The organism is Rathayibacter sp. Leaf299 (genome assembly GCF_001423055.1).
Taxonomy (GTDB): Bacteria; Actinomycetota; Actinomycetes; order Actinomycetales; family Microbacteriaceae; genus Rathayibacter; species Rathayibacter caricis.
In genome coordinates this window covers 259,108-284,372 of sequence record NZ_LMNT01000004.1, presented here as the reverse complement: position 1 = coordinate 284,372, position 25,265 = coordinate 259,108, and the positions used below count along the sequence as shown (strand labels likewise).

Sequence of the window (25,265 nt, the reverse complement as noted above, 5' to 3'; positions counted from 1 at the left end):
CCGGGCCCTCAGCCTCCGGTCGCCGCCCTCGCGGAGGCGCCGCCGTTCAGGCGCAGGGCGAGCGGATCCGCGCGGACGCGGTCCAGACCCGCTCGGACCGCTCCGAGCGCGACGGCGCGGTCGCCGAGGGTCGAGGGCACGATCCGCGGTGCCGGCGCGTGCACGAGGGTGGCGACCCGCTCCGACACGTCGGCGAGCAGCGGTCCGGCCGAGGCGGCGAGCGCGCCGCCGACGACGAGGAGCGAGACGTCGAGGAGGTTCGCGAGGGTGGCTGCGACGGCCGTCAGCCGGGCGGCCAGGCGGTCGACGACCTCCCGGGCGAGCGGATCGCCCGCCGCGGCGGCGGCCAGCACCTGCTCGGCGCCCGGGTGCTCGACGGCGTCCAGGAGCGACGGGGCGCGACCCGGAGCGGCGAGGGACTCCTGCGCCCACGACCGGGCGAGTGCGGCGACGCCCTCGGCGGATCCGACTCCCTCGACGAGGTCCAGGTAGCGCATCTCGCCGGTAAGCCCGCGCGCGCCGCGGAGCAGCGTGCCGCCCAGGACCACACCGCCGCCCAGGCGCTCGCCCGAGAGCAGGGCGATGTAGTCCGAGCAGCCGATGGCGGCGCCGCGCCAGCCCTCGGCGAGGGCGGCGAGATTGGCGTCGTTGTCGACGACGGCCGACCAGCCGCGCGCGGCGAAGCGGTCGCCGAGGCCGGGGTTCATCGCGCTCCAGAAGCCGTTGTCGCCGACGGGGGAGCGGCCGTCGGCGTCGACGGGCGCCGGGACCCCGAAGGTGACGGCGAGGACCTCGTCGTCCGGGACTCCGGCCCGGCGCAGTGTGCGGTCCAGGATCCGCTCGATGTCCGCGAGGCGGCGCTCGCGCGGCAGCTCCTCGACCGGCTCGTGGTCGACCGGCTCGACGTGGTGCGCGATTGTGTCGCCCAGGAGGTCGGCGACGTCGACTCCGACGCTGTGCTGCCCGGCGTCGACTCCGACGATCACACCGGCCGTCCGCCGAAGCGCGTAGCGGCGCGCGGGGCGGCCCTTCACGTAGTCGCCCGCCGCGCGCTGGTTCGCGAGCTCCTCGATCCAGCCGAGCTCGATGAGGTCGTCGCAGACGGCGATGACGGTCGAGCGGGTGAGGCCGGTGCGCTCGATCAGATCGGAGGCGGTCAGCGGCTCCCCGCTCCACGCGCCCTGCAGGATCTCGAGGGCGTTGCGGCGTCGCTGGAACGAGAACGTGTTCTCGGACATCGGATCCGCCTCCCCTCTTGACCCGGAGCGGATCGGCTGCAACAGTACATCGCGTACTAGATTTTTTACCTAGATTTAGTCGATGAAGCAACTTTTCCACACATACGGGAGACGACGACGTGCCCCTCACCACCCCACCCCTCGGCGGCCTGAGCCGCCGATCCCTCCTCGCCGCGGCGGGAGCGGGCGCCGCCGCGCTCGGCCTCGCCGCCTGCGCCTCGCCCTCCGGCTCCGGCCGCCCCGTCGAGATCGTGTTCCACCAGTCCAAGCCCGAGGTCATCGGCTACTTCGACGAGGTGATCGAGAAGTTCCACGCGGCGCAGTCCCGCGTCCGCGTCGTGCACGACTTCTCCTCCAACCTCTCGGCCGGCTTCGTGCGGTCCAACCCGCCGGACCTCGGCTGCCTGAACTACAACTTCGAGGTCGCGCGCTTCGTCGAGCGGGGCGCGTTCAGCGACCTGTCCGACCTGCCGGAGGCGCAGCGCATCAATCCCGCGCTGCAGCCGCTGATCGAGCAGACCGCGTCCTACCCCGACCGCACCAGCGTGCTGCCCTACTCGCTGATGATGTCGGCGGTGCTCTATAACCGCGAGATCTTCGCGCAGCAGGGGCTCGAGGTGCCGACCACCTGGACCGAGTTCGTCGCCGTCTGCGAGGCGCTGAAGGCCGCAGGCATCACTCCGCTCTACAGCACCTACAAGGACCCGTGGACGGTCTCGCAGGGGCTGTTCGACTACTCCGTCGGCGGCACCGTCGACCTCGAGTCGTTCTTCTCGCAGCTGAAGGAGCAGGGCCCGGATGTGGGCCCCGGGTCGCCGGTCTCCTTCGAGAAGGACTTCGCCGCTCCGGTCGACCAGATGCTGCAGATCGCCGCGTACTCGAACCCGGATGCGGCCAGCCGGGCGTACGGCGACGGCAACCTCGCGTTCTCGAACGGCGAGGCCGCGATGTACTTCCAGGGGCCGTGGGCGCTGAGCGAGATCGCGAAGACCGCGCCCGACCTCTCGATCGGCGCCTTCCCGCTCCCGATGACGGACGACCCCGCGGAGCGCCGGGTACGGGTCAACGTCGACCTCGCGCTCTGGATCCCCGAGGCGTCCACCAAGAAGGAGGCCGCGCGCGAGTTCCTCGCGTTCCTGATGCAGCCCGAGATCATCGACGCCTACAACGCCGACAACAACGCGTTCGGAGTGACGACCGACGCGCCCGCGGTCACCCAGCCCACGCTCGTCGAGCTCCAGGAGTTCTACGACCGGGCCGCCTTCAGCCTCGGCGCCTCGCAGCTCGTGCCGCAGAACATCCCGCTGCAGAACTACCTGCAGGGCATGGTCCTCGGCTCCGATCCGGCCCGCACGCTGCGCACGATCGACGCCGACTGGGCGCGCATCGCGTTCCGCTCCTGACCCCTCCTCCCGCCGACCACTCTCCCCGCCGACCACTCTCAGAGACGAGACACCATGGCCACCACCCTCCCCGCGCGGACGGAGGAGCGGCGCCCCGCCGCCGCCCGCCCCGTCGCGCGCACCACGCCGAAGCGGCGCCGTGACCTCACGTTCCCGCTGTTCCTCCTCCCGGCGCTGATCCTCTTCACGCTCGCGATCACCCTGCCGGCGGTGATGGGCATCTTCTTCAGCTTCACCGACTCCATCGGCTTCGGCGAGTGGAGCTTCATCGGGCTCACCAACTACGTCGCCCTGTTCTCGGACCCGGCGATCCTCGCGTCCTACGGCTTCACCGTCGGGCTCGCGCTGGTCACGGTGCTGCTGGTGAACGTGATCGCGTTCCTGCTCGCCATCGCCCTCACGACGCAGATCCGGGGCAAGGTCGCCCTGCGGGCCGTCTTCGTGCTGCCGATGGTCGTCTCGGGCATCATCATCGCGTTCGTCTTCAACTTCCTCTTCTCGAACTCGCTGCCCGGCTTCGCCGCGTCGATCGGAGCGACTCCGCTGGCGAGCAGCATGCTCGCGAACCCGGATCTGGCGTGGCTCGCGATCGTGATCGTCACCGCCTGGCAGGCGGTCCCCTCCGCCCTGCTGATCTACATCGCCGGGGTGCTCTCGATCCCGGGCGACGTCTACGAGGCGGCCTCGCTCGACGGCGCGTCCAGCTGGGGGCAGCTGCGCTCGATCACGCTGCCGCTGGTCGCGGGCTACGTGGTGATCAACCTCGTCATCGGCTTCAAGAACTTCCTGAACTCGTACGACATCATCGTCGGCCTCACCAACGGCGGACCGGGCACCTCGACCCGCAGCGTCGCGATGACGATCTTCTCGGGCTTCACCAGCGGCGACTACGCCTACCAGATGGCCAACGCCACGATCTTCTTCCTCATCGCGCTCGTGATCGCGCTCGTGCAACTGCGCGTCTCGCGCGGAAAGGCGGCCTTCTGATGACCAGCCAGGTCCCCCTCTCGCCGGCGCTGCCCGGCACCCGCCCCGCGGCGAACGCCGACGCCCGCCGCGGCGGACGCCGGAACCGCTCGAACCTGCTCCTGACCCTCGTGCTCGCGGTCTGCGCACTGACCGTCATCGCTCCGCTCTGGGTCACGGTGACCATGGCGTTCAAGACGACCGCGCAGGCGGTGGACGGCAACGCCTTCTCGATCCCGGCTCCGATCTCGATCGACGGCTTCGTGCAGGCCTGGAACCTCACCGACTTCCCCCGCGGCTTCGCGATCTCGCTGCTCGTCACCGCGATCACCGTCGCCGGGACCATCGTGCTCAGCGCCCTCGCGGCCTACGCCATCTCGCGCAACTGGGAGAAGAAGTTCTACCGCTACTCGTTCTTCTACCTGCTAGCCGCGATGTTCCTGCCGTTCCCCGTGCTCGCCCTCTCGCAGGTCTCGCTCACCGGACTCGTCGGCCTCGACAACCCGATCGGCGTCGCGATCCTGCACGTGATGTTCCAGCTCTCCTTCAGCGTGATGCTGTTCACCGCGTTCCTCCGCTCACTCCCCGAGGAGCTCGAGGAGAGCGCGCGGCTCGACGGAGCGACCACCAACCAGGTCTTCTGGCGACTGGTGTTCCCGCTGCTCGCCCCCATGAGCGCGACCGTCGGCATCTTCGCCTTCCTCGCCTCCTGGAACGACTTCATGATGCCCTCGCTCATCACCTCCGACCCGACGCTGCAGACCCTGCCGGTGCTCCAGAGCATCTTCCAGACCCAGTTCAGCAACGACTACAACGTCGCCTTCGCCTCCTACCTGATGGCGATGGCGCCGGCGATCCTCGTCTACCTCTTCACCCAACGCTGGGTCATGTCCGGCGTGACTCAGGGGGCGATCAAGTAAGTCTCGCGGGTCTCGGGGCGGCGATCTGCGGCGTTGTCGTCGGTCGTCGTAGCTCCGCTACGCCTTCCCTCCTCCGCCTTGCAGCTCACCACCCCGAGACCCGCGACCTCTGCTGGAGGCGCATCCGGCCGTGCTGCGCACGAGCAGACGGGGGAGGGGCCGTGCTGCGCACGAGCCGGGGTAGGAGGGGCCGTGCTGCGCACGAGCCAGGGTAGGAGGGGCCGTGCTGCGCACGAGCCGGGGTAGGAGGGGCCGTGCTGCGCACGAGCAGCTGCTCAGGGGAGGGGCCCACCTCTGCTGATCGAGTAGCCCGCGGAGCGGGCGTATCGAGATCCACGTCCGCCAGAAGGCGGGCGCAACCGACACGACACAACGAACGGAAGGAACGGCATGACCGAGACCCTGCTCACCAGGAGCGGCACCGCGGAGGACGCGCTGTGGTGGCGCCAGGCGGCGGTGTACCAGATCTACCCGCGGAGCTTCGCGGACGCGGACGGGGACGGGATCGGCGACCTGCGAGGGATCATCGCGCGCATCCCCTACCTCCGCGAGCTCGGGATCGACGCCGTGTGGCTGAGCCCGTTCTACCCGTCGGCGCTGGCCGACGGCGGGTACGACGTGGCCGACTACCGCGACGTGGACCCGCGGATCGGGACGCTCGCCGAGTTCGACGAGACGACGCGGCTGCTGCACGAGGCGGGCATCCGCGTGATCGTCGACATCGTGCCGAACCACTCCTCCGATCTGCACCCCTGGTTCCAGGAGGCGCTCGCGGCGCCGAAGGGCTCGCCCGAGCGCGAGCGCTACGTGTTCCGCGACGGCCGCGGCACCGACGGCTCCCTCCCGCCTAGCGACTGGGAGTCGGTGTTCGGCGGGTCGGCTTGGGAGCCGGTCGGCGACGGCCAGTGGTACCTGCACCTCTTCGCCAAGGAGCAGCCCGACTGGAACTGGGCGAACCGCGAGATCCGCGACGACTTCCTCGACACCCTCCGCTTCTGGTCCGACCGCGGTGTCGACGGCTTCCGGATCGACGTGGCCCACTCGCTCGTGAAGGACCTCAGCGAGCCGCTGCCCGCGGCCGCCGAGATCGAGGCCCCGCGGATCGACGGATCGCACCCGTTCTGGGACCGCGACGAGGTGCACGAGGTCTACGCCGAGTGGCGCGCCCTGTTCGACTCCTACGACCCGCCGCGCACCGCCGTGGCCGAGGCCTGGGTCGACGCCTCCCGCCGCGCCCGGTACGCGAGCCCCGAGGGCCTGGGCCAGGCGTTCAACTTCGACCTGCTCGAGGCCGACTTCGACGCGGAGGAGTTCCGCCGCCTGATCTCGTTCAACCTCGAGCTCGCCGCCGAGTCGGGCTCCTCGACGACATGGGTGCTGTCGAACCACGACGTGGTCCGCCACCCGACGCGCTACGGACTGCCGGCCCGCGGGGACGCGGTGACCGCGCCCGCGAAGCAGTGGCTGCTCAGCGGGGGAGCGGAGCTCGAGCTGGACGCCGAGCGGGGACTGCGCCGAGCTCGCGCCGCGACGCTCCTCCTGCTCGCTCTGCCCGGCTCCGCCTACCTCTACCAGGGCGAGGAGCTGGGCCTGCACGAGGTGCCGGCGATCCCGGATGCGCAGCGCCAGGACCCGACCTTCTTCCGCAGCGGCGGCACCGACGTCGGCCGCGACGGCTGCCGGGTGCCCCTGCCCTGGGCGGAGACGGGCGAGTCCCTGGGCTTCGGCCCCGGCGGCGCGCACCTGCCGCAGCCGGAGTGGTTCGCGGACTCGTCCGTCCAGGCGGAGGAGCTCGATAAGGAGTCGACGCTCGCGCTCTACCGCCGCGCGCTGGCCCTGCGGCACGAGCTGCAGTCCGGCGAGCACCTGGAGTGGCTCGACTCCGAGCCCGACGTGCTGCACTTCGCGCGCCCGAACGGCTGGCGCTCGGCGACGAACCTGGGCGCGACCCCGGTCGCGCTGCCCGCCGGCGAGGTGCTGCTCGCGAGCGGTCCGCTGGGCGACGGAGTGGTGCCTCCCGAGACCACGGTCTGGCTGCGCTGAGCCGCTGGACGCGAGAGCGCCCCCGCACCCGATCCGAGGATCGAGGTGCGGGGGCGCTCCGGCGTGTCAGGCGGTCAGTGCGTCGACGGGTCCTGCTCGACCTCGGAGCGGTCGCCCGACCACAGCGTGTGGAAGGTGCCCTCCTTGTCGACGCGCTGGTAGGTGTGCGCGCCGAAGAAGTCGCGCTGCCCCTGCACGAGGGCGGCGGGGAGGCGCTTCGAGGCGAGCGAGTCGTAGTAGGACAGCGCGGCTCCGAAGCCGGGGATCGGCACGCCCGAGAGCGCGGCGGTCGAGACGATGCGGCGCCAGGCGGCCTCGCCGTTCGCGACGGCCTCGGCGAAGTACGGGTCCTCGAGGAGGGTCGAGATGCCCGCGTTCTCGGCGTACGCGTCGACGATGCGGTTGAGGAACTGCGCGCGGATGATGCAGCCCGCGCGCCAGATCTTGGCGACGGCGCCCTTGTCGATCTCCCAGCCGTACTTCTCGGCTCCGGCGATGATCGCGTCGAAGCCCTGCGAGTAGGCGACGACCTTCGAGGCGTAGAGGGCGGCGCGGACGTCGTCCTCGAAGCCGTCGTAGAGGGCGACGGGCGTGGGGCGCGAGGTGGCGCGGTTCTGCACCGCGGCGCGCTGCTCCGGCTTCGACGAGACGGCGCGCGCGAAGACGGCCTCGGCGATGCCGCCGACGGGCACGCCCAGGTCGAGCGCGTTCTGCACGGTCCAGACGCCGGTGCCCTTGGAGCCGGCCTGGTCGAGGACGACGTCGATGAACGGCGAGCCGGTCTCGGCGTCGACCTGGCGCAGCACCTCGGCGGTGATCTCGATCAGGTACGACTCGAGGTCGCCCTTGTTCCACGCGTCGAAGACCTCGGCGATGGCGGCGGGCTCGTGGCCGCCGACGGTGCGGAGGAGGTCGTAGGCCTCGGCGATGAGCTGCATGTCGGCGTACTCGATGCCGTTGTGGATCATCTTGACGAAGTGGCCGGCGCCGTCGGTGCCGATGTGCGTGACGCAGGGCTCGCCCTCGGCGACCGCCGCGATCGAGGAGAGGATCGGGCCGAGGGTCTTGTACGACTCGACCGAGCCGCCGGGCATGATCGAGGGGCCCTTGAGCGCGCCCTCCTCGCCGCCCGAGATGCCGGTGCCGACGAAGTGGATGCCGGTCTCGCGGACCGCCTTCTCGCGGCGGATCGTGTCGGTGAAGAGCGCGTTGCCTCCGTCGACGATGATGTCGCCGGGCTCGAAGACCCTCGTCAGCTGGTCGATGACGGCGTCGGTGCCGCGGCCGGCCTGGACCATGATGATCGCGGTGCGCGGCGTCGCGAGCGAGGCCGCGAAGTCCTCGATGGTCTCGGAGGCGACGAAGCCGGCCTCGGGGTGCTCGGTGATCAGCGTCTCGGTGCGCCCGTAGGAGCGGTTGAAGACGGCCACGGTGTTGCCCTCGCGGCTGGCGAGGTTGCGGGCCAGGTTCGAGCCCATCACCGCCAGACCGACGACTCCGATGTTGGCTGTGGCGGTGGGCTTGTCAGACACGGTTCTCCTCGACGTACGCGTTCAGGGACGCGCCCAGGCTACCGAAGCGGCCCGGCGGCGGCCCGGTCCCGAGCGTGCACATCGGTCGCGGCGGCGATTCACGGCCGTGCGGAGGAGCTCACACGGTGTGGTCGGCCGGCACCCGCTCCGAGGGGATCGGGGGAGGCGGAGGAGTGCCGTCGCCGAAGGGCCGCCCGCCCAGCTCCTCGCGGTGCGACGGGACCCGCCAGCCCGACAGGTCCGGGCCCTTGGGGGCCACTCCGGTCGGATTGATGTCGCGCTGCACCTCGTAGTAGTGCGACTTGATGTGCGTGAAGTCGATGGTGTCGCCGAATCCCGGAGTCGCGAAGAGGTCGCGCGCGTAGCCCCAGAGCGCGGGCATCGCCGAGAGCAGGTTCCGGTTCGCCTTGAAGTGGCTGTAGTAGACGGCGTCGAAGCGGGCGAGCGTCGTGAACAGGCGAACATCCGCCTCGGTGATCGTGTCGCCGACGAGGTAGCGCTGCGTGCTGAGGCGCTCCTCGAGCCAGTCGAGACGGGCCCAGAGCGCGTCGTAGGCACGCTCGTACGACTTCTGCGAACCGGCGAACCCGCACTTGTAGACGCCGTTGTTGACGTCGTGGAAGATCAGCTCGGCGACCTCGTCGATCTCGTCGCGGAGGTGGTCCGGGTAGAGCTCGGGGGCCCCGTCGCGGTGGAACGCGGTCCACTCGGTCGAGAAGTCGAGGGTCATCCGCGGGTAGTCGTTGGTGACGACCTCGCCGGAGGGGATGTCGACGATCGCCGGGACCGTGATGCCGCGCGGGTAGTCGGGGAAGCGCTTCAAGAACGCGTCCTGCAGGCGCGGGATGCCCAGGACCGGGTCGACGCCGCCGGGATCGAGGTCGAACGTCCAGCTGCGCTTGTCGTGGGTCGGACCGCAGATGCCCATCGACAGGGCGTCCTCGAGTCCGAGCAGGCGCCGGACGATCACGGCGCGGTTCGCCCAGGGGCAGGCCCGCGAGACCACGAGGCGGTAGCGGCCGGCCTCGACGGGGAAGCCGTCGCTCCCGTCCGCGGTGATCCGCGTGGGGATGTAGTTCGTGTCGCGGTGGAACCCGTTCTTCTCCACGTAGGAGCCGAAGTCGTCGTCAGTCATGGCCCGAACGCTAACGAGTGCTCCTGATCGCCTCCCGGCAGGAGCCCTCGGGTGGCGGGGGAGGGGATCGGCCGGTAGGGTGGGCAGCTGAACTTCGGCGAGGGATGCACCACGCATCCGTGATCGACGCGGTGGAAGCAGGCGAGGCCCCGAGAGGGGCGCCGCGGACTTTTCCTCACGCTGACATGCGTTCGAGTCGAAACCCCGTCCGTGGCCCCGGCCACGACCCCGATCCGGTGGCGTGCGCGCCGCCCAAGGAGAACATCATGGCTGAACTCACCAACAAGGTCGTCGCGGAGCTCCGCACCTCGTTCGGCAAGGGAGCGGCGCGGAAGATCCGCGCTCAGGACAAGATCCCCGCGGTCCTCTACGGCCACGGCACCGAGCCCCAGCACGTCACGCTGCCGGGCCACCAGGTCCTGCTGCTGACCCGCAAGGCGAACGCGATCCTCGAGCTCGACATCGACGGCACCCCCCAGACCACCCTGGTCAAGGACATCCAGCGCGACCCGGTGCGCCAGATCATCGAGCACATCGACCTCGTGGTCATCAAGCTCGGCGAGAAGGTCTCGGTCGACATCCCCGTGCACGTCGAGGGCGAGGCCGCTCCCGGCACCCTCGTGTCGATCGACGCCAACACGCTCTCGCTCGAGGTCGACGCGACCAAGATCCCGCAGAGCATCGTCATCTCGGTCGACGGCCTCGAGGCCGGCACCCAGATCGCCGCCGGCGACGTCGTGCTGCCCGACGGCGCGACCCTCGTCACCGAGGCCGACGTGCTGGTCGTGAACGTCACCGCCGAGGTCGAGCAGGACCTGGGCGACGAGGACGAGACCCCGGCCTCGGGCGACGTCGTCGCCGAGACCGCCGAGTAGTCTCCCCACCTGCACCACCGGACGGGCCCGCCGCGATCGCGAGCGGGCCCGTTCCGCATCCGGCACGTCCGCATCCGGCACGAGAGAAGGACCACCATGGGCGACACCTGGCTCGTCGTCGGGCTCGGCAACCCGGGCGCGCAGTACGCGCGCAACCGGCACAACGTGGGCCAGATGGTGCTCGACGAGCTCGCGTCGCGGATCGGCGGCTCGTTCCGCCGGCACACGCGCGCGAACGCGACGGTGGCCGAGGGGTTCCTCCGCCCCGGCGGCCCCAAGCTCGTGCTCGGCAAGCCGAACAGCTTCATGAACCTCTCGGGCGGCCCGACCTCGCAGCTGCTCGACTTCTACTCCCTGGCTCCCGAGCGCCTGATCGTCGTGCACGACGAGCTCGACATCCCGTTCGACACCCTGCGCTTGAAGCAGGGCGGTGGCCACGGCGGCCACAACGGCATCCGCGACATCCTCGCCGCGACCGACGGAGCCGACTTCCTCCGCGTGCGCGTGGGCATCGGCCGCCCGCCCGGACGCCAGCCCGCCGCCGACTTCGTCCTCAAGGACTTCGCCGGCCCCGAGCGCGAGACCCTGCCGATCCTTCTGCAGGACGCCGCCGACGCCGTCGAGCTGATCGCCGACTCCGGCCTCGCCGCCGCCCAGCTGAAGTTCCACACGAGCGCCTAGCCCTTCCCTCCCCTGCTGATCGAGTAGCCCGCACCGCGGGCGTATCGAGATCCCCGTCACCAGCTCCGTGTCGGGGGTCCGCAGTAAACTCGGACGGTGCCCCTCAACGAGATCATCTCGGCGCTTTCGCGCGCCTCCACGTTCGACGACGCACTGGCGTACGCGGTGCGCGACGCCGACTTCTCCGTCACCGACGGCCTCCGGGTCCCGCTGCTCGCGGGGCTGCTCGAGCGCCGGGCGGAGGCGGGCCGCCCGCAGGCCGCGCTCGTCGTGACCGCGACGGGCCGCGACTCCGAGAACATCCGCGCCTCGCTCAGCTGCGTGATGCCCGACGCCGACGTCGTCGAGTTCCCCGCGTGGGAGACGCTGCCGCACGAGCGGTTGAGCCCGAGCGCCGAGATCGTCGGCCGCCGCCTCGACGCGCTGCGCCGCATGAAGACCTGGACGGCCGAGAAGCCGCTGGTCGTCGTCGCCTCCGTCCGCGCCGCTCTGCAGCCGGTCGCCGACAACCTCGCCGACATCGCGCCGATCCGCCTGGTGAAGGGCACGCGCGGCTACGACCTCGGCCGCATCTCGGCCGAGCTGGTCGACCTCGCCTACGCGCGCGTCGACATGGTCACGCGGCGCGGCGAGTTCGCCGTCCGCGGCGGCATCCTCGACGTCTTCCCCGCCGTGGCCGAGCACCCGAGCCGCATCGACTTCTTCGGCGACGAGGTCGACTCGATCCGCGCCTTCTCGGTCGCCGACCAGCGCTCGCTGCCCGGCGAGTCCGACTCCGTCGTGCTGCCGCCCAGCCGCGAGCTGCTGCTCGTCCCGGCGGTCCGCCAGCGTGCACGCGAGATGCTGCACGAGTTCCCGAGCCTCTCGGCCATGCTCGCGAAGATCGCCGAGGGCATCCCCGTCGAGGGCATGGAGTCGCTCGCGCCGGCGCTTCTCGAGCGCCTCGTGCCGATCTCGCACTACCTCCCCGAGGGCGCGGCGGTGGCCGTGCTGGCCCCCGAGCGCGTCGCCACCCGCGCCATCAGCCTCGCCGAGACGAACCGCGAGTTCCTCCAGGCCGCCTGGAGCGCCGCGACCGCCGGAGCCGAGGCGCCGATCGATCTCGCCTCGGGCGAGTTCATCCCGCTGGGCGCCCTGCGCGACTCGGTGAAGTTCAGCGCCCCCGGCGCCGCCGCTCCCGACCACCCGTGGTGGACCATGAGCACCTTCCGCCAGGGCCCCGCCGCGGGCGAGGCCGAGGTGCTCCCCGAGGACCTGGGCATCGACGAGATCCTCGCCGTCCGCGTCGAGGGCGAGCCCGTGCCCGGCTTCGGCGCCAACGTCGAGGGCGCGCTCGCGCACGTCCGCTCGCGCCTCGCCGACGGCTGGACCGTCGTGCTGACCGCGCCCGGCACGGGCACCGTCGAGCGCACCGATCAGGTGCTCGCCGAGCACGAGGTCGCGGCGCGCATCGTCGCCGATCTGCCCGGCGAGGTCGAGTCCGGTCTCGCCTACGTGCTCCAGGCGTCCGTCGACCACGGCTTCGAGGTCCCGGAGGCGAAGCTCGCGCTGCTCACCGACACCGAGTTCTACGGACGCACCGTCGGCTACGACTCCCGCGCCGTCAAGAAGCTCGCGTCGCGCCGCAAGAACGTCGTCGATCCGCTGCAGCTCACCCCCGGCGACCACGTCGTGCACGCCACGCACGGCATCGGGCGCTTCGTCGAGCTCTCGCAGCGCGAGGTCTCGAGCGGCGGACGCAACGCGGTGAAGACCAAGCGCGAGTACCTCGTGCTCGAGTACGCGCCGAGCAAGCGCGGCTTCCCCGGCGACAAGCTCCTGGTGCCCACCGATCAGCTCGACCTGCTCTCGCGCTACGTCGGCGGAGAAGCGCCGGCGCTGAGCAAGATGGGCGGCAGCGACTGGGCCCAGGCCAAGAGCAAGGCGCGCCGCGCCGTCCGCGACATCGCCGTCGAGCTCGTGAAGCTCTACTCCGCCCGCATGGCGTCGCCCGGCCACGCGTTCCCGCCGGACACCCCCTGGCAGCGCGAGCTCGAAGAGGCGTTCCCCTTCGCCGAGACGCCCGACCAGCTGACCGTGATCGACGAGGTGAAGGCCGACATGGAGCGGCCGATCCCGATGGACCGCCTGCTCTCGGGCGACGTGGGCTTCGGCAAGACCGAGGTCGCCGTGCGCGCCGCGTTCAAGGCGATCCAGGACGGCAAGCAGGTCGCGATGCTCGTGCCGACGACGCTGCTCGTGCGCCAGCACCTCGAGACCTTCCAGGAGCGCTTTGCCGGCTTCCCGGTGCACCTGCGCGCTCTGAGCCGCTTCCAGAGCGCGAAGGAGTCGAAGGAGACGATCGACGGACTCGCCGACGGCACCGTCGACATGGTCATCGCGACCCATCGCCTCCTCTCGGACAACATCGTCTTCAAAGACCTCGGCCTCCTCGTGATCGACGAGGAGCAGCGCTTCGGCGTCGAGCACAAGGAGAAGCTGAAGGCGCTGAAGAAGAACGTCGACATCCTCTCGATGAGCGCGACCCCCATCCCGCGCACCCTCGAGATGGCCGTCACCGGCATCCGCGAGATGTCGACGCTGGCGACCCCGCCCGAGGAGCGGCACCCGATCCTCACCTTCGTCGGCCCCTACTCCGAGAAGCAGGTCGGCGCCGCGATCCGCCGCGAGCTGCTCCGCGAGGGCCAGGTGTTCTTCGTGCACAACCGCGTCTCGACGATCAACCGAGTGGCCTCCCAGCTCGCCGAGCTGGTGCCGGAGGCGCGCATCGCGGTCGCGCACGGCAAGCTGAGCGAGGCGCAGCTCGAGCGCATCATCGTCGACTTCTGGGAGCGCAAGTTCGACGTGCTCGTCTCGACGACGATCGTCGAGACCGGCCTCGACATCCCCAACGCCAACACCCTCATCGTCGATCGGGCCGACAAGTACGGACTCTCGCAGCTCCACCAGCTGCGCGGACGCGTGGGCCGCGGCCGCGAGCGCGCCTACGCCTACCTGCTCTACGACGAGACGAAGCCGCTCAGCGAGACGGCGCACGACCGTCTGCAGACCCTCGCCGCCAACACCGATCTCGGCGGCGGCATGCAGATCGCGCTGAAAGACCTCGAGATCCGCGGAGCGGGCAACCTGCTCGGCGGCGAGCAGTCCGGTCACATCCAGGGCGTCGGCTTCGACCTCTACCTGCGGATGATCGGCGAGGCCGTCGACACCTTCCGCGGCGACGTCGCCGAGGGCCAGACCGAGCTGCGGCTCGAGCTGCCGGTCGATGCACGGATCCCGGAGGAGTACGTCGACAGCGAGCGGCTGCGCCTCGAGGCGTACCAGAAGCTCTCGGCCGCGTCGTCGCCCACCGCGAAGGAGGGCAGCGTCGAGCTGGTCGTCGAGGAGCTCACCGACCGCTACGGCGAGCTGCCCGAGGCGGTCGAGAACCTGATCCTCGTGTCACGCCTGCGGATGCGCGCGCAGAAGGCCGGGCTCAGCGACGTCGTCGCGATGGGCTCGAACGTCCGGGTCGCCCCGGCGCATCTCGCCGACTCGATCCAGGTCCGGCTGCGCCGGATGTACCCGAGCGCCAAGTACCTGCAGCAGGCGAACGCCGTGGTCGTGCCGATGCCCGTCATCGATGGCGTCCCGCTCAACGACCGCGCGCTCATCGACTGGGTCGCGAACCTGCTCGAGGCGCTCTTCCCCGAGCCGGCCGCGGTCGCGAGCTGACCGACCCCGAACGAAGGATCCACGATGACCGCACCCGCCGACCACTCCGTTCCGCCGCGCGTCCCCGCGCCCGACGAGCCGAGCATCCCCGAGCTCGAGGACGACGAGACGATCGCACCGCGCCCCGAGGAGGAGGTCGCCGACCTCGGCCGAGCCGAGCCCGACCTCGACGACCACTCCTAGCCCGACGACTCTCCGTGAGAGGCCACTTCAGCACGCGACGCGTACCGGAGTGGCCTCTCGCGGCGGTCGTCAGTGCCCGAAGTGCGCCCGGACCTCGGCCTTCCAGCGGTCGCGGTCCTCGGCCGAGATGAACGCGGCGTCGAACGAGTTGAGCGCGAGCTGCTCGAGCTGCTCGTCGTCCATGCCGAGTTCCTCGACCAGCGCGCGGTAGTTCGCGTCGACGTAGCCGCCGAAGTAGGGCGGGTCGTCGCTCGACACCGTCGCGATCAGTCCCTGGCGCAGCATCTCGGGCAGGGGGTGGTCCTTCATCGTGTCCACCGCGCGCAGCGCCACGTTCGACAGCGGGCACACGGTGACCGGCACCTTCTGCACCCGCAGCATCGTCACGACCGCCGGGTCCTCCATCGCGCGGATCCCGTGGTCGATCCGCTCGACCTTCAGGAGCTCGAGGGTCGCGGCCACGGTCTCGGGCCCGCCCTCCTCACCGGCGTGGGCGACGAGGTGCAGCCCCTCGGCCGCGGCCCGCGCGTAGACGTCGACGAACAGCTCCGGTCCGAAGCCGACCTCGTTCGAGTCGAGCCCGACTCCGATGATGTGCTCGCGGTAGGGGAGGATCGCCGTCAGCATCTCGTCGGCCGCCTCGGCGCCCAGATCGCGCAGGAAGCACATGATGAGGTCGGTCGAGATCCCGTGCGTCTCCAGGCTCGTGCCGAGCGCGCGCGTGAGTCCGGCCATGACCGTCTCGAGCGCCACTCCGTTGCCCAGGTGCGTCTGCGGGTCGAAGAAGATCTCGGCGCGCCGCACGTTCGCGAGCTTCGCGCGGTCGAGGTAGCCGGTGGCCAGCTCGAAGAAGTCGCGCTCGGTCTTCAGCACGGTGAGGTTCGAGTAGTGCAGGTCGAGGAACGAGCCGAGGTCCGTGAACGCGTACCGGGCGCGGAGGGCGTCGATGTCCTCCGTCGGCAGCGCGACTCCGTTGCGGCGCGCCATCTCGACGATGTGCTCGGGCTCGATGGTGCCCTCGATGTGGATGTGCAGCTCGGCGCTCGGCGGCGCTCCTCGATCGAGGGGAGTGGTGTCGGGCACGGTGATCCTGTTCCGGGTCGCCGGATGCGCCCCGCGGTGACCCTAGCCGCGTCGTGTTACGTCCCGATGACCGGCGGATGTGGACTCCGCTGGCCGACGGATGCGGCGTGCGCAGTCCGCCGACAGGATGGGGGCATGCCGCTGCTCGCCCGTCGTCGCCGACCCGCGCCCGCGCCCTCCGACGCTCCGCTCGTCCGTCTCCGAGAGGTCGCCGTGCGGACCAGCGAGGCCGAGCTGCTCGCGCCGCTCTCGCTGGAGGTCGAGCCGGGCGAGGTCGTCGCCGTCACGGGCCCCAACGGCAGCGGGAAGACGACCCTGCTCCGCGTGATCGCCGGGCTGACCGCTCCCACCGCCGGCACCGTCGAGGTCGCGGGCGCTCCGGTCGACGAGCGCTCCCGCGAGCACCGGCGCCGCGTCGCCGCTCTCGTCGGCACCCCGCCGCTCGAGCGCGACCTCACCCTCGAGGAGCACCTCGCGATGGTCGCGCTGTCGTGGGGTGCGACGCTCGCCGAGGCCCGCGAGGGTGCCGTCCAGGGCCTCGACTCCCTCGGACTCCTGGCCCTCGCCCGCCGCTTCCCGCACGAGCTCTCCTCGGGCCAGACCCAGCTCGTCTCTCTCGCGCTCGTGCTCGCCCGACCGAGCGAGGTCCTCCTGCTCGACGAGCCGGAGCAGCGTCTCGACGTCGACCGCGTGCCGCTCGCGGTCGAGGTGCTGCGCGAGGCGGCACGCGATCGCGCGGTGCTCATCGCCACGCACAGCCCACTGGTGACCGACGGCCTCGCCACGCGCGAGCTCCGGCTGGGTCGCCGATGAACCGGATCCGCGCGGTCCGCGCCCTGCACCGCTCCCGGTCCGATCATCGCGACCGCGCCTACTCCGGCTACCTCGCCGCCCTCACCGTGCTGGTCGTCGTGCTGCCGGTGCTGCGCGCCCTCGCGCTGCTCGCCGGCGATCCGGCTCCGGCGCTCGCGGGCCTCGAGGCGCCGGTGGTCGTCGGAGTCGCCGCCGGACTGCTCCTGCCCGCCGCGGTCCTCCTGGGCCGGGTCCGCGGCCCGGCGGTCGACGAGCCGCACCCCACCGCCGTGCTCCTCGACACCGACCTGCCCCGGCGCCTCATCCTCCGCCGCCCCCTCGCGCTGTCGAGCGCGTCCGTCGTGCTCGCCGGCACCGGTGGCGCCGTCCTGATCGCGGTCGCGACGGAGTCGTCCCTGCCGCTCGCCGCCGTTGCGGGAGCCGCGGGCGCGGCGGTCCTCGCGGTCGCGTGGCTCGCAGGCGAGTGCCTCCCACCGCGCCGGTCCGCCGGGCTGGCCGCGGCGACGGCCCTCGCGGTGCTGCTGCCCGTCGGGCCGGGAGCCGTCGTCTCGGCCGCGCTCACCGGGTCGGACCTCTCCGCCGCGATCGCCCTCGCCCTGTCCGCCTCCCTCGCGCTGGCCATGGTGCCGCGTCTGCTCGACGCCGTGCGCGGGCCGCTCGTGCTCGCCCAGTCCCGGCAGTGGCGTGCGACGCGCGACCGCGGTGCGATCGGCGAGGTCGCCGACGCGCTCGGGGGCTACCGGGCCCGCCCGCGCCGCCTCCGCGGGCTCTCCGCCGTGCGGATCGCACCGTTCGTCCTCGCCGTGCCGGTCCGCGATGCCGTGGGCGCGCTGCGCACGCCGGGCCGTTCTCTCGCGGGGGCCGCCGCCCTCGCCGCCGCCGGAGTCGCGCTCGCCGCCGCCGCCGTGGCGCCCCCGTCATTGCTCGCCCTGCCCGCGGTGCTCGCCGGCGTCCTCGCGTACTGCGGAGCAGGTGTCTGGAGTGACGGGTTCCGGCACGCCGCCGCGACCGCCGGACAGCCCGCGCTCCTCGCCCCCGCCCCGCTCGACCTGCTCCTCCTGCACGGGATCCTGCCGCTCGTGCTGGCAGTCGGCCTGGTCGTGCTCGCCGCCGTCCTCTCCTCCGGCCCGTGGGCACCCGCCGCGGCCGTGGCCGTCGTCGCGGTCGCGGCGCGCGCGATGGACGCGACACGAGGCCCGCTGCCCCCGTCCCTGCTCGGCCCGGTCCCGCTCCCGATCGGCGACGGCGCCGGTGCCGTCGTGCTGCTCTGGAACCTGGCCGGTGTGCTCGTGACGGGCGCCGCGGCCGTCGGAGTCGCGGCCGCCCCGGGTCTCGTCGCCGCCGTGCCGCCCGTGGTGCTCGCCTGCCTGCTCACCGCGCGGCGCCGCCTCGCCCGAGCCTGAGGAGCGCCGTCGGCCGCGGATGCGAGGATGGCCGGGTGACCGCGCATCCCCTGCTCGACGAGCTCATCCGCACCGTCCACGTCCTCCGCGCTCCGGGCGGCTGCCCGTGGGACGCCGAGCAGACCCACGAGTCGCTCGTGCGCTACCTGATCGAGGAGTCGCACGAACTCGTCGACGCCATCGAGGCGGGCGACCGGGACGACCTCATCGAGGAGCTGGGCGACGTGCTCTACCAGGTGCTCTTCCACGCCGATCTCGCCGCCGACGGAGCCGAGCCCTTCACGATCGAGGACGTCGCGGCGCACATGAACGCCAAGATGATCGGCCGCCACCCGCACGTCTTCGGCGACGCGACCGCCGAGACCGCCGACGACGTGATCGCGGTCTGGGACGAGCTGAAGCGGACCGAGAAGCCGCACCGCACCAGTGTCCTCGACGGCATCCCGCAGGGCATGCCCGCGCTCGCCCTCGCCGACAAGGTGATCGGCAAGGCGACGACCCTCGGCATCGTCGACGCGGGGGAGGGGCCGCTGCCGATCGAGTCCGAGGACGACTTAGGCCCCCTGCTGCTCGCGATCGTCGCCTCCGCTCGGGCGCAGGGCCTGGACGCCGAGCGCGCCCTCCGCACCGCCACCCGCGACCTGCAGGACGAGATCCGGGCCGTCGAGCGCGAGCGCGCCGCCGACTAGCCGCGGTCAGGCGACGCGGCGCCCCTTCGGCAGCCGCGCCGCCGGCGTGGCCGTCCGCCGGATCGCTCCGAGCACCAGTCCGACCGCGAGCACCAGTTGCAGAGCGAGGCCGACGAACCACGACGGCACCGTCTCGGCGAACGTCTCCGCGGGCCCGCGGTACCCCTGCTCCGACGCCCCGGTGCAGTCGATCTCGACCTCCAGCTCCGGCGGGATCTGCGCCTGGCGGACCCCGAGCGCGATGCTCCCGAACAGGTCGGAGGGCTGCCCGTAGGCATCGAGCTGCGCAGGCACCGCGTCGGCGAGGACGACGAACGGATTGAGCGCCAGCAGCCCCCAGTAGTAGTCGTAGCGCGGAGTGACGCTGTCGTACGCCGAGCCGCACGAGGGATCGGGGTTCCCCTCGCCGTCGACGAAGACGGTGCGCGTCTCGGACGTCGTCACCGTCGTCAGGAGGCCGAACGCGATCAGCGATCCGACGCTCAGCGCCGCCACCACGAGGTAGGTGGTGACCACCGACATCAGCGGCCGATCGAGGATCCCGCTGAGCCCCACTCCGATCGCCGCGACCACTCCGAGCTGCACGGCCAGCACGAGCACCGAGACGAGCGCCGAGACCGCCGAGACGCCCCCCACCAGCACCGCCACGAGCAGGAACGGCACTGTGCTGACGAGGAACGCGAGGGCGACCAGCCAGGCCGAGGCGAGCTTGCCGAGCACGAGCTGCGGAGTGGTCAGGAGCGTCACCTGCATCGTCGCCAGCGTTCCCGCATCGCGCTCGCCGTTGATCGCGGCGCCGGACAGCGCGGGCGTGACCAGGCTGCCCAGCAGCAGCACGAAGTAGACGAGGACGGAGTAGATCCAGCCGCCGACCTGGGCGCCGCTGCCCGACAGGACGCCGCTCGCGACGACGAGGAGCCCGGTGACGGCTCCGACCAGCAGGAAGAACAGTCCGAGCAGCACGAAGGACGAGACGCCGCGGACGCGCTGGGCGAGCTCGAGCCGGACGACGAGGCCCGCGCCCCGGAGGAACGGCAGCGCGCGGACGGGCTCGGGAGCGGTCGTCGTGGTCATCGTGTCGACTCCTCGGTGCTCGATCGCCGCAGGTCGGCGAAGGTGTGCTCGAGCTCCCCGACGGCCGGGGCGAAGCGGCTGACCGCGACCCCCGCGCCGACGAGCGCGGCGAGGAGGGCCGCCGCGGCCGCGTCGTCGGCGACGGGCACGAGCACCGCGTCGCGATCCTCCCGGGCGGTGGCGCCCGTCACCCGCGCGACGAGACCGGCGAGCTCGCGCCCGCCGACCGACACCGCCTCGATGCGCCAGATGCGGAGCGATCCGGCCGCGTGCGAGACCGCCTCCTGCGACGCCGTGGTGCCGGAGTCGAGGAACACGGCCGCATCGGCCATCTCGTCGAGCTCGGCGAGCACGTGGCTGGAGACGAGCACCGTCCGTCCCTCGCCCGCGAGCCGCAGGACCAGGTCGCGCAGAGCGATCCGCGCGCCGGGATCCAGGCCGGAGGCGGGCTCGTCGAGCACGAGGACGGCGGGGTCTTGCACGAGCGCCCGCGCGAGGCTCAGGCGCTGCTTCTGCCCGCGAGACAGCACGCGCGTGGGACGGTCGGCGAGCTCGACCAGATCGACCAGGCCGAGCAGCTCGTCGGCGCGCGCCTCGGCGTCGGCGCGGGGCAGTCCGTAGAGCATGCCGGTGGTGCGCAGCGTCGCCCGCGAGGTCAGAGCCGCCCAGGAGCCGAGCACGTCGGGCATCCAGCCGAGCGATGCGCGCACGGCGGCCGGCTCGGCGACCGGGTCGTGCCCGGCCACGAGCAGTCGGCCCGCGTCGGGCCGGAGGAGCGTGGCGAGCAGGAGCATGAGCGTGGTCTTGCCCGCGCCGTTGGGGCCGACCAGCGCGGTCACCTCGCCGGGGCGCGCTTCGAAGGTCGCGTTCCGCACGGCGTGCACGGACCCGAAGGAGCGCGAGACGCCCTCGGCGACGATGCCGCCGATCCCGGATCCGGCGCGGAACCCGCGGCGCACCGCGTCGGGCCCGTCGTCGTAGCGGGCGAACCAGTGCTGGTCGAAGTCGTGCTGGTCCGCGTGCATCCGGTCCCCGTCCGTCGCCGCCCGGAGGTCCCCTCGACCGTCCGGGCGCGGCGAGCCTAGCCGACGCCCGTGTCGGACGGCTCGGCGGCGCCGGGCGCGCGTCCGATGGTCTGGGAGAATCGTCGCCATGGCCTCCTCGATCACCCCGCCCCGCGGCATGCGCGACTTCCTCCCGGCCGACAAGGCGAAGCGCGAGCACGCGCTCTCGGTGATCCGCCGGGTCTACGCGTCGCACGGCTTCGACGAGATCGAGACCCCCGTCGTCGAGGACTTCGAGCGCCTGCACTCGGGACTCGGCGGCGACAACGAGAAGCTCGCCTTCAGCGTGCTGCGCCGCGGCCTCTCGCACGAGGACCTCGCGGCGGCCGCCGACTCCGACGACCCGTCGGCGCTCGCCGACCTGGGGCTCCGCTTCGACCTCACGGTTCCGCTCGCCCGCTTCTACGCGACGCACCGCGCCGAGCTGCCGACCGTGTTCCGCTCGGTGCAGATCGCTCCGGTCTGGCGCGCCGAGCGCCCGCAGAAGGGCCGCTACCGCCAGTTCGTGCAGTGCGACATCGACATCATCGGAGAGCCCGGCCAGCTGGCCGAGGTCGAGCTGATCACGGCGACCGCCTCGGCACTCGACACGCTGGGCCTGCGCGACTGCACCATCCGCATCAACGACCGCCGGCTCCTCCTGGGCATCCTCGAGCACTGCGGATTCGCTCCCGAGCGCTTCCCGCAAGCACTCATCTCGATCGACAAGCTCGACAAGATCGGCGCCGCGGGCGTCGTCGCCGAGCTCGACGCCGACGGTCCCGACGCCGCGGCCGTGCTCGGCGGCTACCTCGCGCGCATCGAGGACGCCGTCGCCGCAGGGGGAGTGCCGATGGAGGAGTCCGCGATCCTCGCGATCCTGCCCGAGGGCGTGGACCCCGAGGCGGTGCTGGCCCTCGAGACCCTGGCCCGCGCGCTGCGCTCCCTGCCGGACGGCGTCTCCCTCCGCTTCGACCCCACGCTCGTGCGGGGCATGGGCTACTACACCGGCACGATCTTCGAGATCGCGCACCCGTCCTCCGGCTCCTCGGTCGGCGGAGGCGGCCGCTACGACGGCATGATCGGCCGGTTCCTGGGCCAGGACGTCCCCGCCTGCGGCTTCTCGATCGGCTTCGAGCGCATCGTCGAGCTGATCGACGTGCCCGTCGCCGAGCGCCCGGACGCGGTGGTGCTCGTCCACGAGCGCGACGCCGCACCGGAGGCGCTGCTCGCGCTGAAGCAGGCGCTGATCGCCCAGGGTTCCCGGGTCCGGCTGGAGCGCCGCAGCAAGAACCTCACTCCGCTGCTCGACCGGGCGACGGCCGCGGGCTTCACCCGCTTCGCCCTCGTGCCCCGGGACACGGCCGGGCTCGACTCCCTGTCGTTCAAGCCACTGGGCTGAGCGCGAGGGGTCTGAGAGGGGTCTCACCCGATCCGCCGGAGTCGACGCGTTCCGTGGCGCGATCCTTGGCGGATCCGTGAGAGCCTTAATACCCGCGAAATCTGCGGACACACCCGAGAAATCTCCCGAGGATAGCGTCGAGGCACCCGATCGGCGCGACTTGGCGCGCCTGGACGGGTACCACGCCGCCACCCGCGCACCACAGCAGCAGCATCACCGCGGCCGCGTCCTGCAGCCCGACGATCTCGACCCGAGGAGTCCCCCTTGACCCTGTCGCCCTTCCGCACCCCGGCCTTCGACCGCCGCAGCCTCCTCCGCATGGCGGGGGTCGCCGGCCTCGCGATCGGCGGCGCGTCCGTCCTCGCCTCCTGCGCCTCCGACTCCTCGGCCTCCACCGGCGGGTCCGGCGAGGGTGGGGACCTCGGCACCCTGAAGGTCCAGCTCTCCTGGATCAAGAACGAGGAGTTCTCTGGCGAGTTCTTCGCCGACTCCAAGGGCTACTACACCGACGCCGGCCTCTCGGGAGTGACCCTGACCGCGGGCCCCTCGACCGGCACCGCCGAGCTGCTCTCGGGCTCCGCCGATGTCGCGCTGAGCGACGCCGTCTCGGTCGGCACCGTGATCGCCCAGCAGGAGGCGCCGCTGAAGATCATCGGCGCGACCTTCCAGAAGAACCCCTTCACGGTCCTCTCCATCGCGACCGCGGGCAACATCGCGACCCCGGCCGACATGGCCGGCAAGAAGATCGGCGTCCAGGCGTCGAACACCTCGCTGTTCCAGGCGCTCCTCGCCGCCAACGGGCTCTCGGAGTCGGACCTCACCGTCGTCCCCGTCGAGTACGACCCCTCGGTCCTCATCAACGGCACGGTCGACGGCTTCATCGCCTACCTGACCAACGAGTCGATCACCGTCGCGAACGAGGGCTACGAGGTCGTCAACCTGCCCTTCGCCGACAACGGGCTCCCGTTCGTCGCCGAGACCTTCACGGTCACCGACCAGACGATCGCGGAGAAGCGCGACGCGGTCAAGGCGTTCCTCGTCGCGGAGATCAAGGGCTGGTCCGACGCGGTCAAGGACCCGGAGGCGGGCGCGATGCTCGCCATCGAGGACTACGGCAAGGACCTCGGCCTCGACGAGGCCTCCTCGAAGGAGGGCGCCACGATCCAGGCCGAGCAGCTCGTCGTCTCGGACGACACCGTCGCCAACGGCCTCTTCACGATCTCGGACGAGCTGCAGAGCGAGACCATCGCGTCCCTCGCCGGCGCCGGCATCGACATCTCGGCGGACGATCTCTTCGACATGACCCTCCTCGCCGAGGTCTACGAGGAGAACCCCGAGCTCGTCGACTACACCGCCTGATCCGGCACTGATCCACCTCCACGAAGGGCACCACCCGTGACCGACACGACCGACGCCGGCATCCTGCGCGAGCAGGATGCCGGCGGCACCGGCATCCAGATCCACGGCCTGTCGAAGACGTTCCGGATGGGCGCCCGCAGCGTCACGGCGCTGCAGGACACCGATCTGCACACCGATCAGGGCAGCTTCCTCGCACTGCTGGGCCCCTCGGGCTGCGGCAAGTCGACGATCCTCCGCATCCTCGCGGGGCTGGAGGAGCCGACGTCCGGCTCCATCCGGGTCGACGGCCGCACCCCCAAGGAGCTGCGCCGCGACAACAAGCTCGGCATCGCGTTCCAGGACCACGCGCTCCTCCCGTGGCGCAGCGTCATGTCGAACATCCGCCTCCCGTTCGAGATCGCGGGCAAGTCGGTCGACCAGTCCTACATCGACGAGCTCATCGACCTCGTCGGCCTCCGCGGGTTCGAGAAGGCCAAGCCCGCGCAGCTCTCGGGAGGCATGCGCCAGCGCGTCTCGATCGCGCGCTGCCTCATCCTCAAGCCCGAGGTGCTCCTGCTCGACGAGCCGTTCGGCGCGCTCGACGACATGACGCGGCAGAAGCTCAACCTCGAGCTGCTGCGCATCTGGACCGAGAAGCCCGCCACCACGCTGCTCGTCACGCACGGCATCTCGGAGGCGATCTTCCTGTCCGACCGCGTCGCCGTGATGAGCCCGCGGCCGGGTCGGGTGAAGGAGATCATCGACATCGACCTCCCGCGCCCGCGCACCCCCGAGATGCAGCGCACGCCCGAGTTCCACGCGTACGTCGACCAGGCGTCCGAGCTCCTGTTCGGCGACGGCGGCGCGGCCGCCGACGACCACTAGGAGGGGCCGCATGGCCACGGCTTCCCCCGCTCCCGCCGTCGAGCGGCGCTCCTTCTCGCTCCCGCCCTGGGCCGCCGGGCTCCTCGGCGTGCTGGGCATCGTCGCCGTCTGGTGGGTGATCGCGCTCGTCAGCGCGCCGACCGGCTCCTCGACCTACGCCGTGGTGCCCACTCCGGTGCAGGTCGTGCAGGTGGCGATCGACGACGGATTCGGCTTCTACTGGCGCAACTTCTCCGTCACGATCGGCGAGGCGGCGGTCGGCTACTTCTGGGGCAACCTCCTCGCCCTGGTGCTCTCGGCTCTCGTCCTCGTCGTGCCGTGGCTGGAGGGGGTCGTGTCGCAGCTCGCGGTCGTCACCTACTGCGTCCCGATCGTCGCCATCGGCACGCTCGTCCTCCTCATCATGGGCGGCGCCGAGGCTCCCGGTCTGCCCAGCGCGACCGCGGTGTTCCTCGCCGGCCTCTCCGTCTTCTTCACCACCGTGGTCGGCAGCCTCCTGGGGCTGAAAGCCGCCGACAAGGCGTCGCTCGACGTGGTCACGGTCTACGGAGGCACGAAGTTCACGCAGCTGCGCAAGGTGCGGATCATCGCGGCGCTCCCCAACATCCTGTCGGCGCTGCAGATCGCGGTCCCCGCGGCCTTCCTCGGCGCGATCCTGGGGGAGTACTTCGGCAAGATCGAGACCGGCGTCGGGCCGATCCTGGTCGCCGCGCAGGTCTCGCTCAACTCGCCCCGCGTCTGGGCGCTCTTCCTGCTCTGCGCGGGCGTCGCGCTCCTGGGCTACGGCATCGTCGGACTGATCGGCCGCCTCGTCGCGCCCTGGTCCTCCGGAAAGCAGGCGTGAT

The 25,265-nt window shown here is 71.7% G+C and carries 21 protein-coding genes; 15 read left to right on the top strand and 6 right to left on the bottom strand.

Annotated features, from left to right (window positions below; all coding sequences use genetic code 11):
- Window positions 1-8: 8 nt before the first annotated feature.
- On the bottom strand, window positions 9-1,238 hold the full coding sequence (locus ASF48_RS15775; RefSeq protein ID WP_055793752.1) for an ROK family transcriptional regulator: 1,230 nt from the start codon (window positions 1,236-1,238) through the stop codon (window positions 9-11).
- 119 nt (window positions 1,239-1,357) lie between these two features.
- Here ASF48_RS15775 and ASF48_RS15770 point away from each other — a divergent pair, with 119 nt between their 5' ends.
- The 4 genes from ASF48_RS15770 (at window position 1,358) to ASF48_RS15755 (ending at window position 6,570) form a co-directional block, all read left to right on the top strand.
- Entirely contained in the window at window positions 1,358-2,641 is a 1,284-nt protein-coding gene (locus ASF48_RS15770; RefSeq protein WP_055793749.1) for an ABC transporter substrate-binding protein, read from the top strand.
- Between the two features lie 54 nt (window positions 2,642-2,695).
- Window positions 2,696-3,628: a carbohydrate ABC transporter permease gene (locus ASF48_RS15765; protein WP_055793747.1), complete on the top strand. Its 933-nt coding sequence runs from the start codon at window positions 2,696-2,698 to the stop codon at window positions 3,626-3,628.
- On the top strand, window positions 3,628-4,527 hold the full coding sequence (locus ASF48_RS15760; protein WP_055793744.1) for a carbohydrate ABC transporter permease: 900 nt from the start codon (window positions 3,628-3,630) through the stop codon (window positions 4,525-4,527). Before ASF48_RS15765 ends, ASF48_RS15760 begins: the two co-directional genes overlap by 1 nt.
- A 390-nt stretch (window positions 4,528-4,917) precedes the next feature.
- Window positions 4,918-6,570: a glycoside hydrolase family 13 protein gene (locus tag ASF48_RS15755; RefSeq protein ID WP_055793742.1), complete on the top strand. Its 1,653-nt coding sequence runs from the start codon at window positions 4,918-4,920 to the stop codon at window positions 6,568-6,570.
- A 74-nt stretch (window positions 6,571-6,644) separates the two neighbouring features.
- On the opposite strand, the gene gndA is transcribed toward ASF48_RS15755, so the two are convergent.
- Both gndA and ASF48_RS15745 read right to left on the bottom strand, forming a co-directional pair.
- On the bottom strand, window positions 6,645-8,048 hold the full coding sequence (gndA, locus tag ASF48_RS15750; RefSeq protein WP_055793953.1) for an NADP-dependent phosphogluconate dehydrogenase: 1,404 nt from the start codon (window positions 8,046-8,048) through the stop codon (window positions 6,645-6,647).
- Window positions 8,049-8,220: 172 nt separating this feature from the next.
- The gene (locus tag ASF48_RS15745; protein ID WP_055793739.1) at window positions 8,221-9,237 is read right to left on the bottom strand and encodes a glutathione S-transferase family protein; all 1,017 of its coding nucleotides are present in this window, start codon (window positions 9,235-9,237) and stop codon (window positions 8,221-8,223) included.
- A 266-nt stretch (window positions 9,238-9,503) separates the two neighbouring features.
- Between ASF48_RS15745 and ASF48_RS15740 the strand changes: the two genes are divergently transcribed.
- The 4 genes from ASF48_RS15740 to ASF48_RS19475 all read left to right on the top strand — a co-directional run bounded on the left by ASF48_RS15740 (window position 9,504) and on the right by ASF48_RS19475 (window position 14,690).
- Window positions 9,504-10,112 carry a 50S ribosomal protein L25/general stress protein Ctc gene (locus ASF48_RS15740; protein ID WP_157603192.1) on the top strand — a complete coding sequence of 203 codons (609 nt, stop codon included), beginning with the start codon at window positions 9,504-9,506 and terminating at the stop codon, window positions 10,110-10,112.
- Between the two features lie 96 nt (window positions 10,113-10,208).
- Window positions 10,209-10,793 (top strand): aminoacyl-tRNA hydrolase, encoded by a 585-nt coding sequence (pth, locus tag ASF48_RS15735; RefSeq protein ID WP_055793738.1) that lies wholly within the window; start codon window positions 10,209-10,211, stop codon window positions 10,791-10,793.
- Window positions 10,794-10,889: 96 nt separating this feature from the next.
- Window positions 10,890-14,507 (top strand): transcription-repair coupling factor, encoded by a 3,618-nt coding sequence (gene mfd, locus ASF48_RS15730; protein ID WP_055793736.1) that lies wholly within the window; start codon window positions 10,890-10,892, stop codon window positions 14,505-14,507.
- A 24-nt stretch (window positions 14,508-14,531) separates the two neighbouring features.
- Window positions 14,532-14,690: a hypothetical protein gene (locus ASF48_RS19475; protein WP_157603191.1), complete on the top strand. Its 159-nt coding sequence runs from the start codon at window positions 14,532-14,534 to the stop codon at window positions 14,688-14,690.
- 69 nt (window positions 14,691-14,759) lie between these two features.
- Here the strand turns inward: ASF48_RS19475 and ASF48_RS15725 are convergent, their stop codons facing one another.
- Window positions 14,760-15,773 (bottom strand): adenosine deaminase, encoded by a 1,014-nt coding sequence (locus tag ASF48_RS15725; protein ID WP_055793733.1) that lies wholly within the window; start codon window positions 15,771-15,773, stop codon window positions 14,760-14,762.
- Between the two features lie 135 nt (window positions 15,774-15,908).
- On the opposite strand from ASF48_RS15725, the gene ASF48_RS15720 reads away from it, so the two are divergent.
- The 3 genes from ASF48_RS15720 to ASF48_RS15710 are packed head-to-tail and all read left to right on the top strand — an operon-like array spanning window position 15,909 to window position 18,678.
- Entirely contained in the window at window positions 15,909-16,586 is a 678-nt protein-coding gene (locus ASF48_RS15720) for an ABC transporter ATP-binding protein (protein WP_055793731.1), read from the top strand.
- Window positions 16,583-17,989, top strand: a complete 1,407-nt coding sequence (locus ASF48_RS15715) for a hypothetical protein (protein WP_055793729.1) — start codon at window positions 16,583-16,585, stop codon at window positions 17,987-17,989. The genes ASF48_RS15720 and ASF48_RS15715 overlap by 4 nt, the downstream gene beginning before the upstream one ends.
- 35 nt (window positions 17,990-18,024) lie before the next feature.
- A complete protein-coding gene (locus ASF48_RS15710; protein WP_235577270.1) occupies window positions 18,025-18,678 on the top strand; it encodes a MazG family protein in 654 nt (217 codons plus the stop codon).
- A gap of 6 nt (window positions 18,679-18,684) precedes the next feature.
- On the opposite strand, the gene ASF48_RS15705 is transcribed toward ASF48_RS15710, so the two are convergent.
- Window positions 18,685-19,752 (bottom strand): ABC transporter permease, encoded by a 1,068-nt coding sequence (locus tag ASF48_RS15705; protein ID WP_055793727.1) that lies wholly within the window; start codon window positions 19,750-19,752, stop codon window positions 18,685-18,687.
- Window positions 19,749-20,777 carry an ABC transporter ATP-binding protein gene (locus ASF48_RS15700; protein ID WP_082481589.1) on the bottom strand — a complete coding sequence of 343 codons (1,029 nt, stop codon included), beginning with the start codon at window positions 20,775-20,777 and terminating at the stop codon, window positions 19,749-19,751. The genes ASF48_RS15705 and ASF48_RS15700 overlap by 4 nt, the downstream gene beginning before the upstream one ends.
- A gap of 127 nt (window positions 20,778-20,904) precedes the next feature.
- Between ASF48_RS15700 and hisS the strand changes: the two genes are divergently transcribed.
- From hisS to ASF48_RS15680, 4 genes are all read left to right on the top strand, one after another.
- Complete coding sequence (hisS, locus tag ASF48_RS15695; RefSeq protein ID WP_055793726.1) at window positions 20,905-22,197, top strand: histidine--tRNA ligase; 1,293 nt, start codon at window positions 20,905-20,907, stop codon at window positions 22,195-22,197.
- A 264-nt stretch (window positions 22,198-22,461) separates the two neighbouring features.
- A complete protein-coding gene (locus tag ASF48_RS15690; RefSeq protein WP_235577269.1) occupies window positions 22,462-23,556 on the top strand; it encodes an ABC transporter substrate-binding protein in 1,095 nt (364 codons plus the stop codon).
- Between the two features lie 126 nt (window positions 23,557-23,682).
- Window positions 23,683-24,420 (top strand): ABC transporter ATP-binding protein, encoded by a 738-nt coding sequence (locus tag ASF48_RS15685; RefSeq protein WP_082481620.1) that lies wholly within the window; start codon window positions 23,683-23,685, stop codon window positions 24,418-24,420.
- Between the two features lie 10 nt (window positions 24,421-24,430).
- The gene (locus tag ASF48_RS15680) at window positions 24,431-25,264 is read left to right on the top strand and encodes an ABC transporter permease (RefSeq protein WP_055793724.1); all 834 of its coding nucleotides are present in this window, start codon (window positions 24,431-24,433) and stop codon (window positions 25,262-25,264) included.
- Window position 25,265 lies beyond the last annotated feature (1 nt).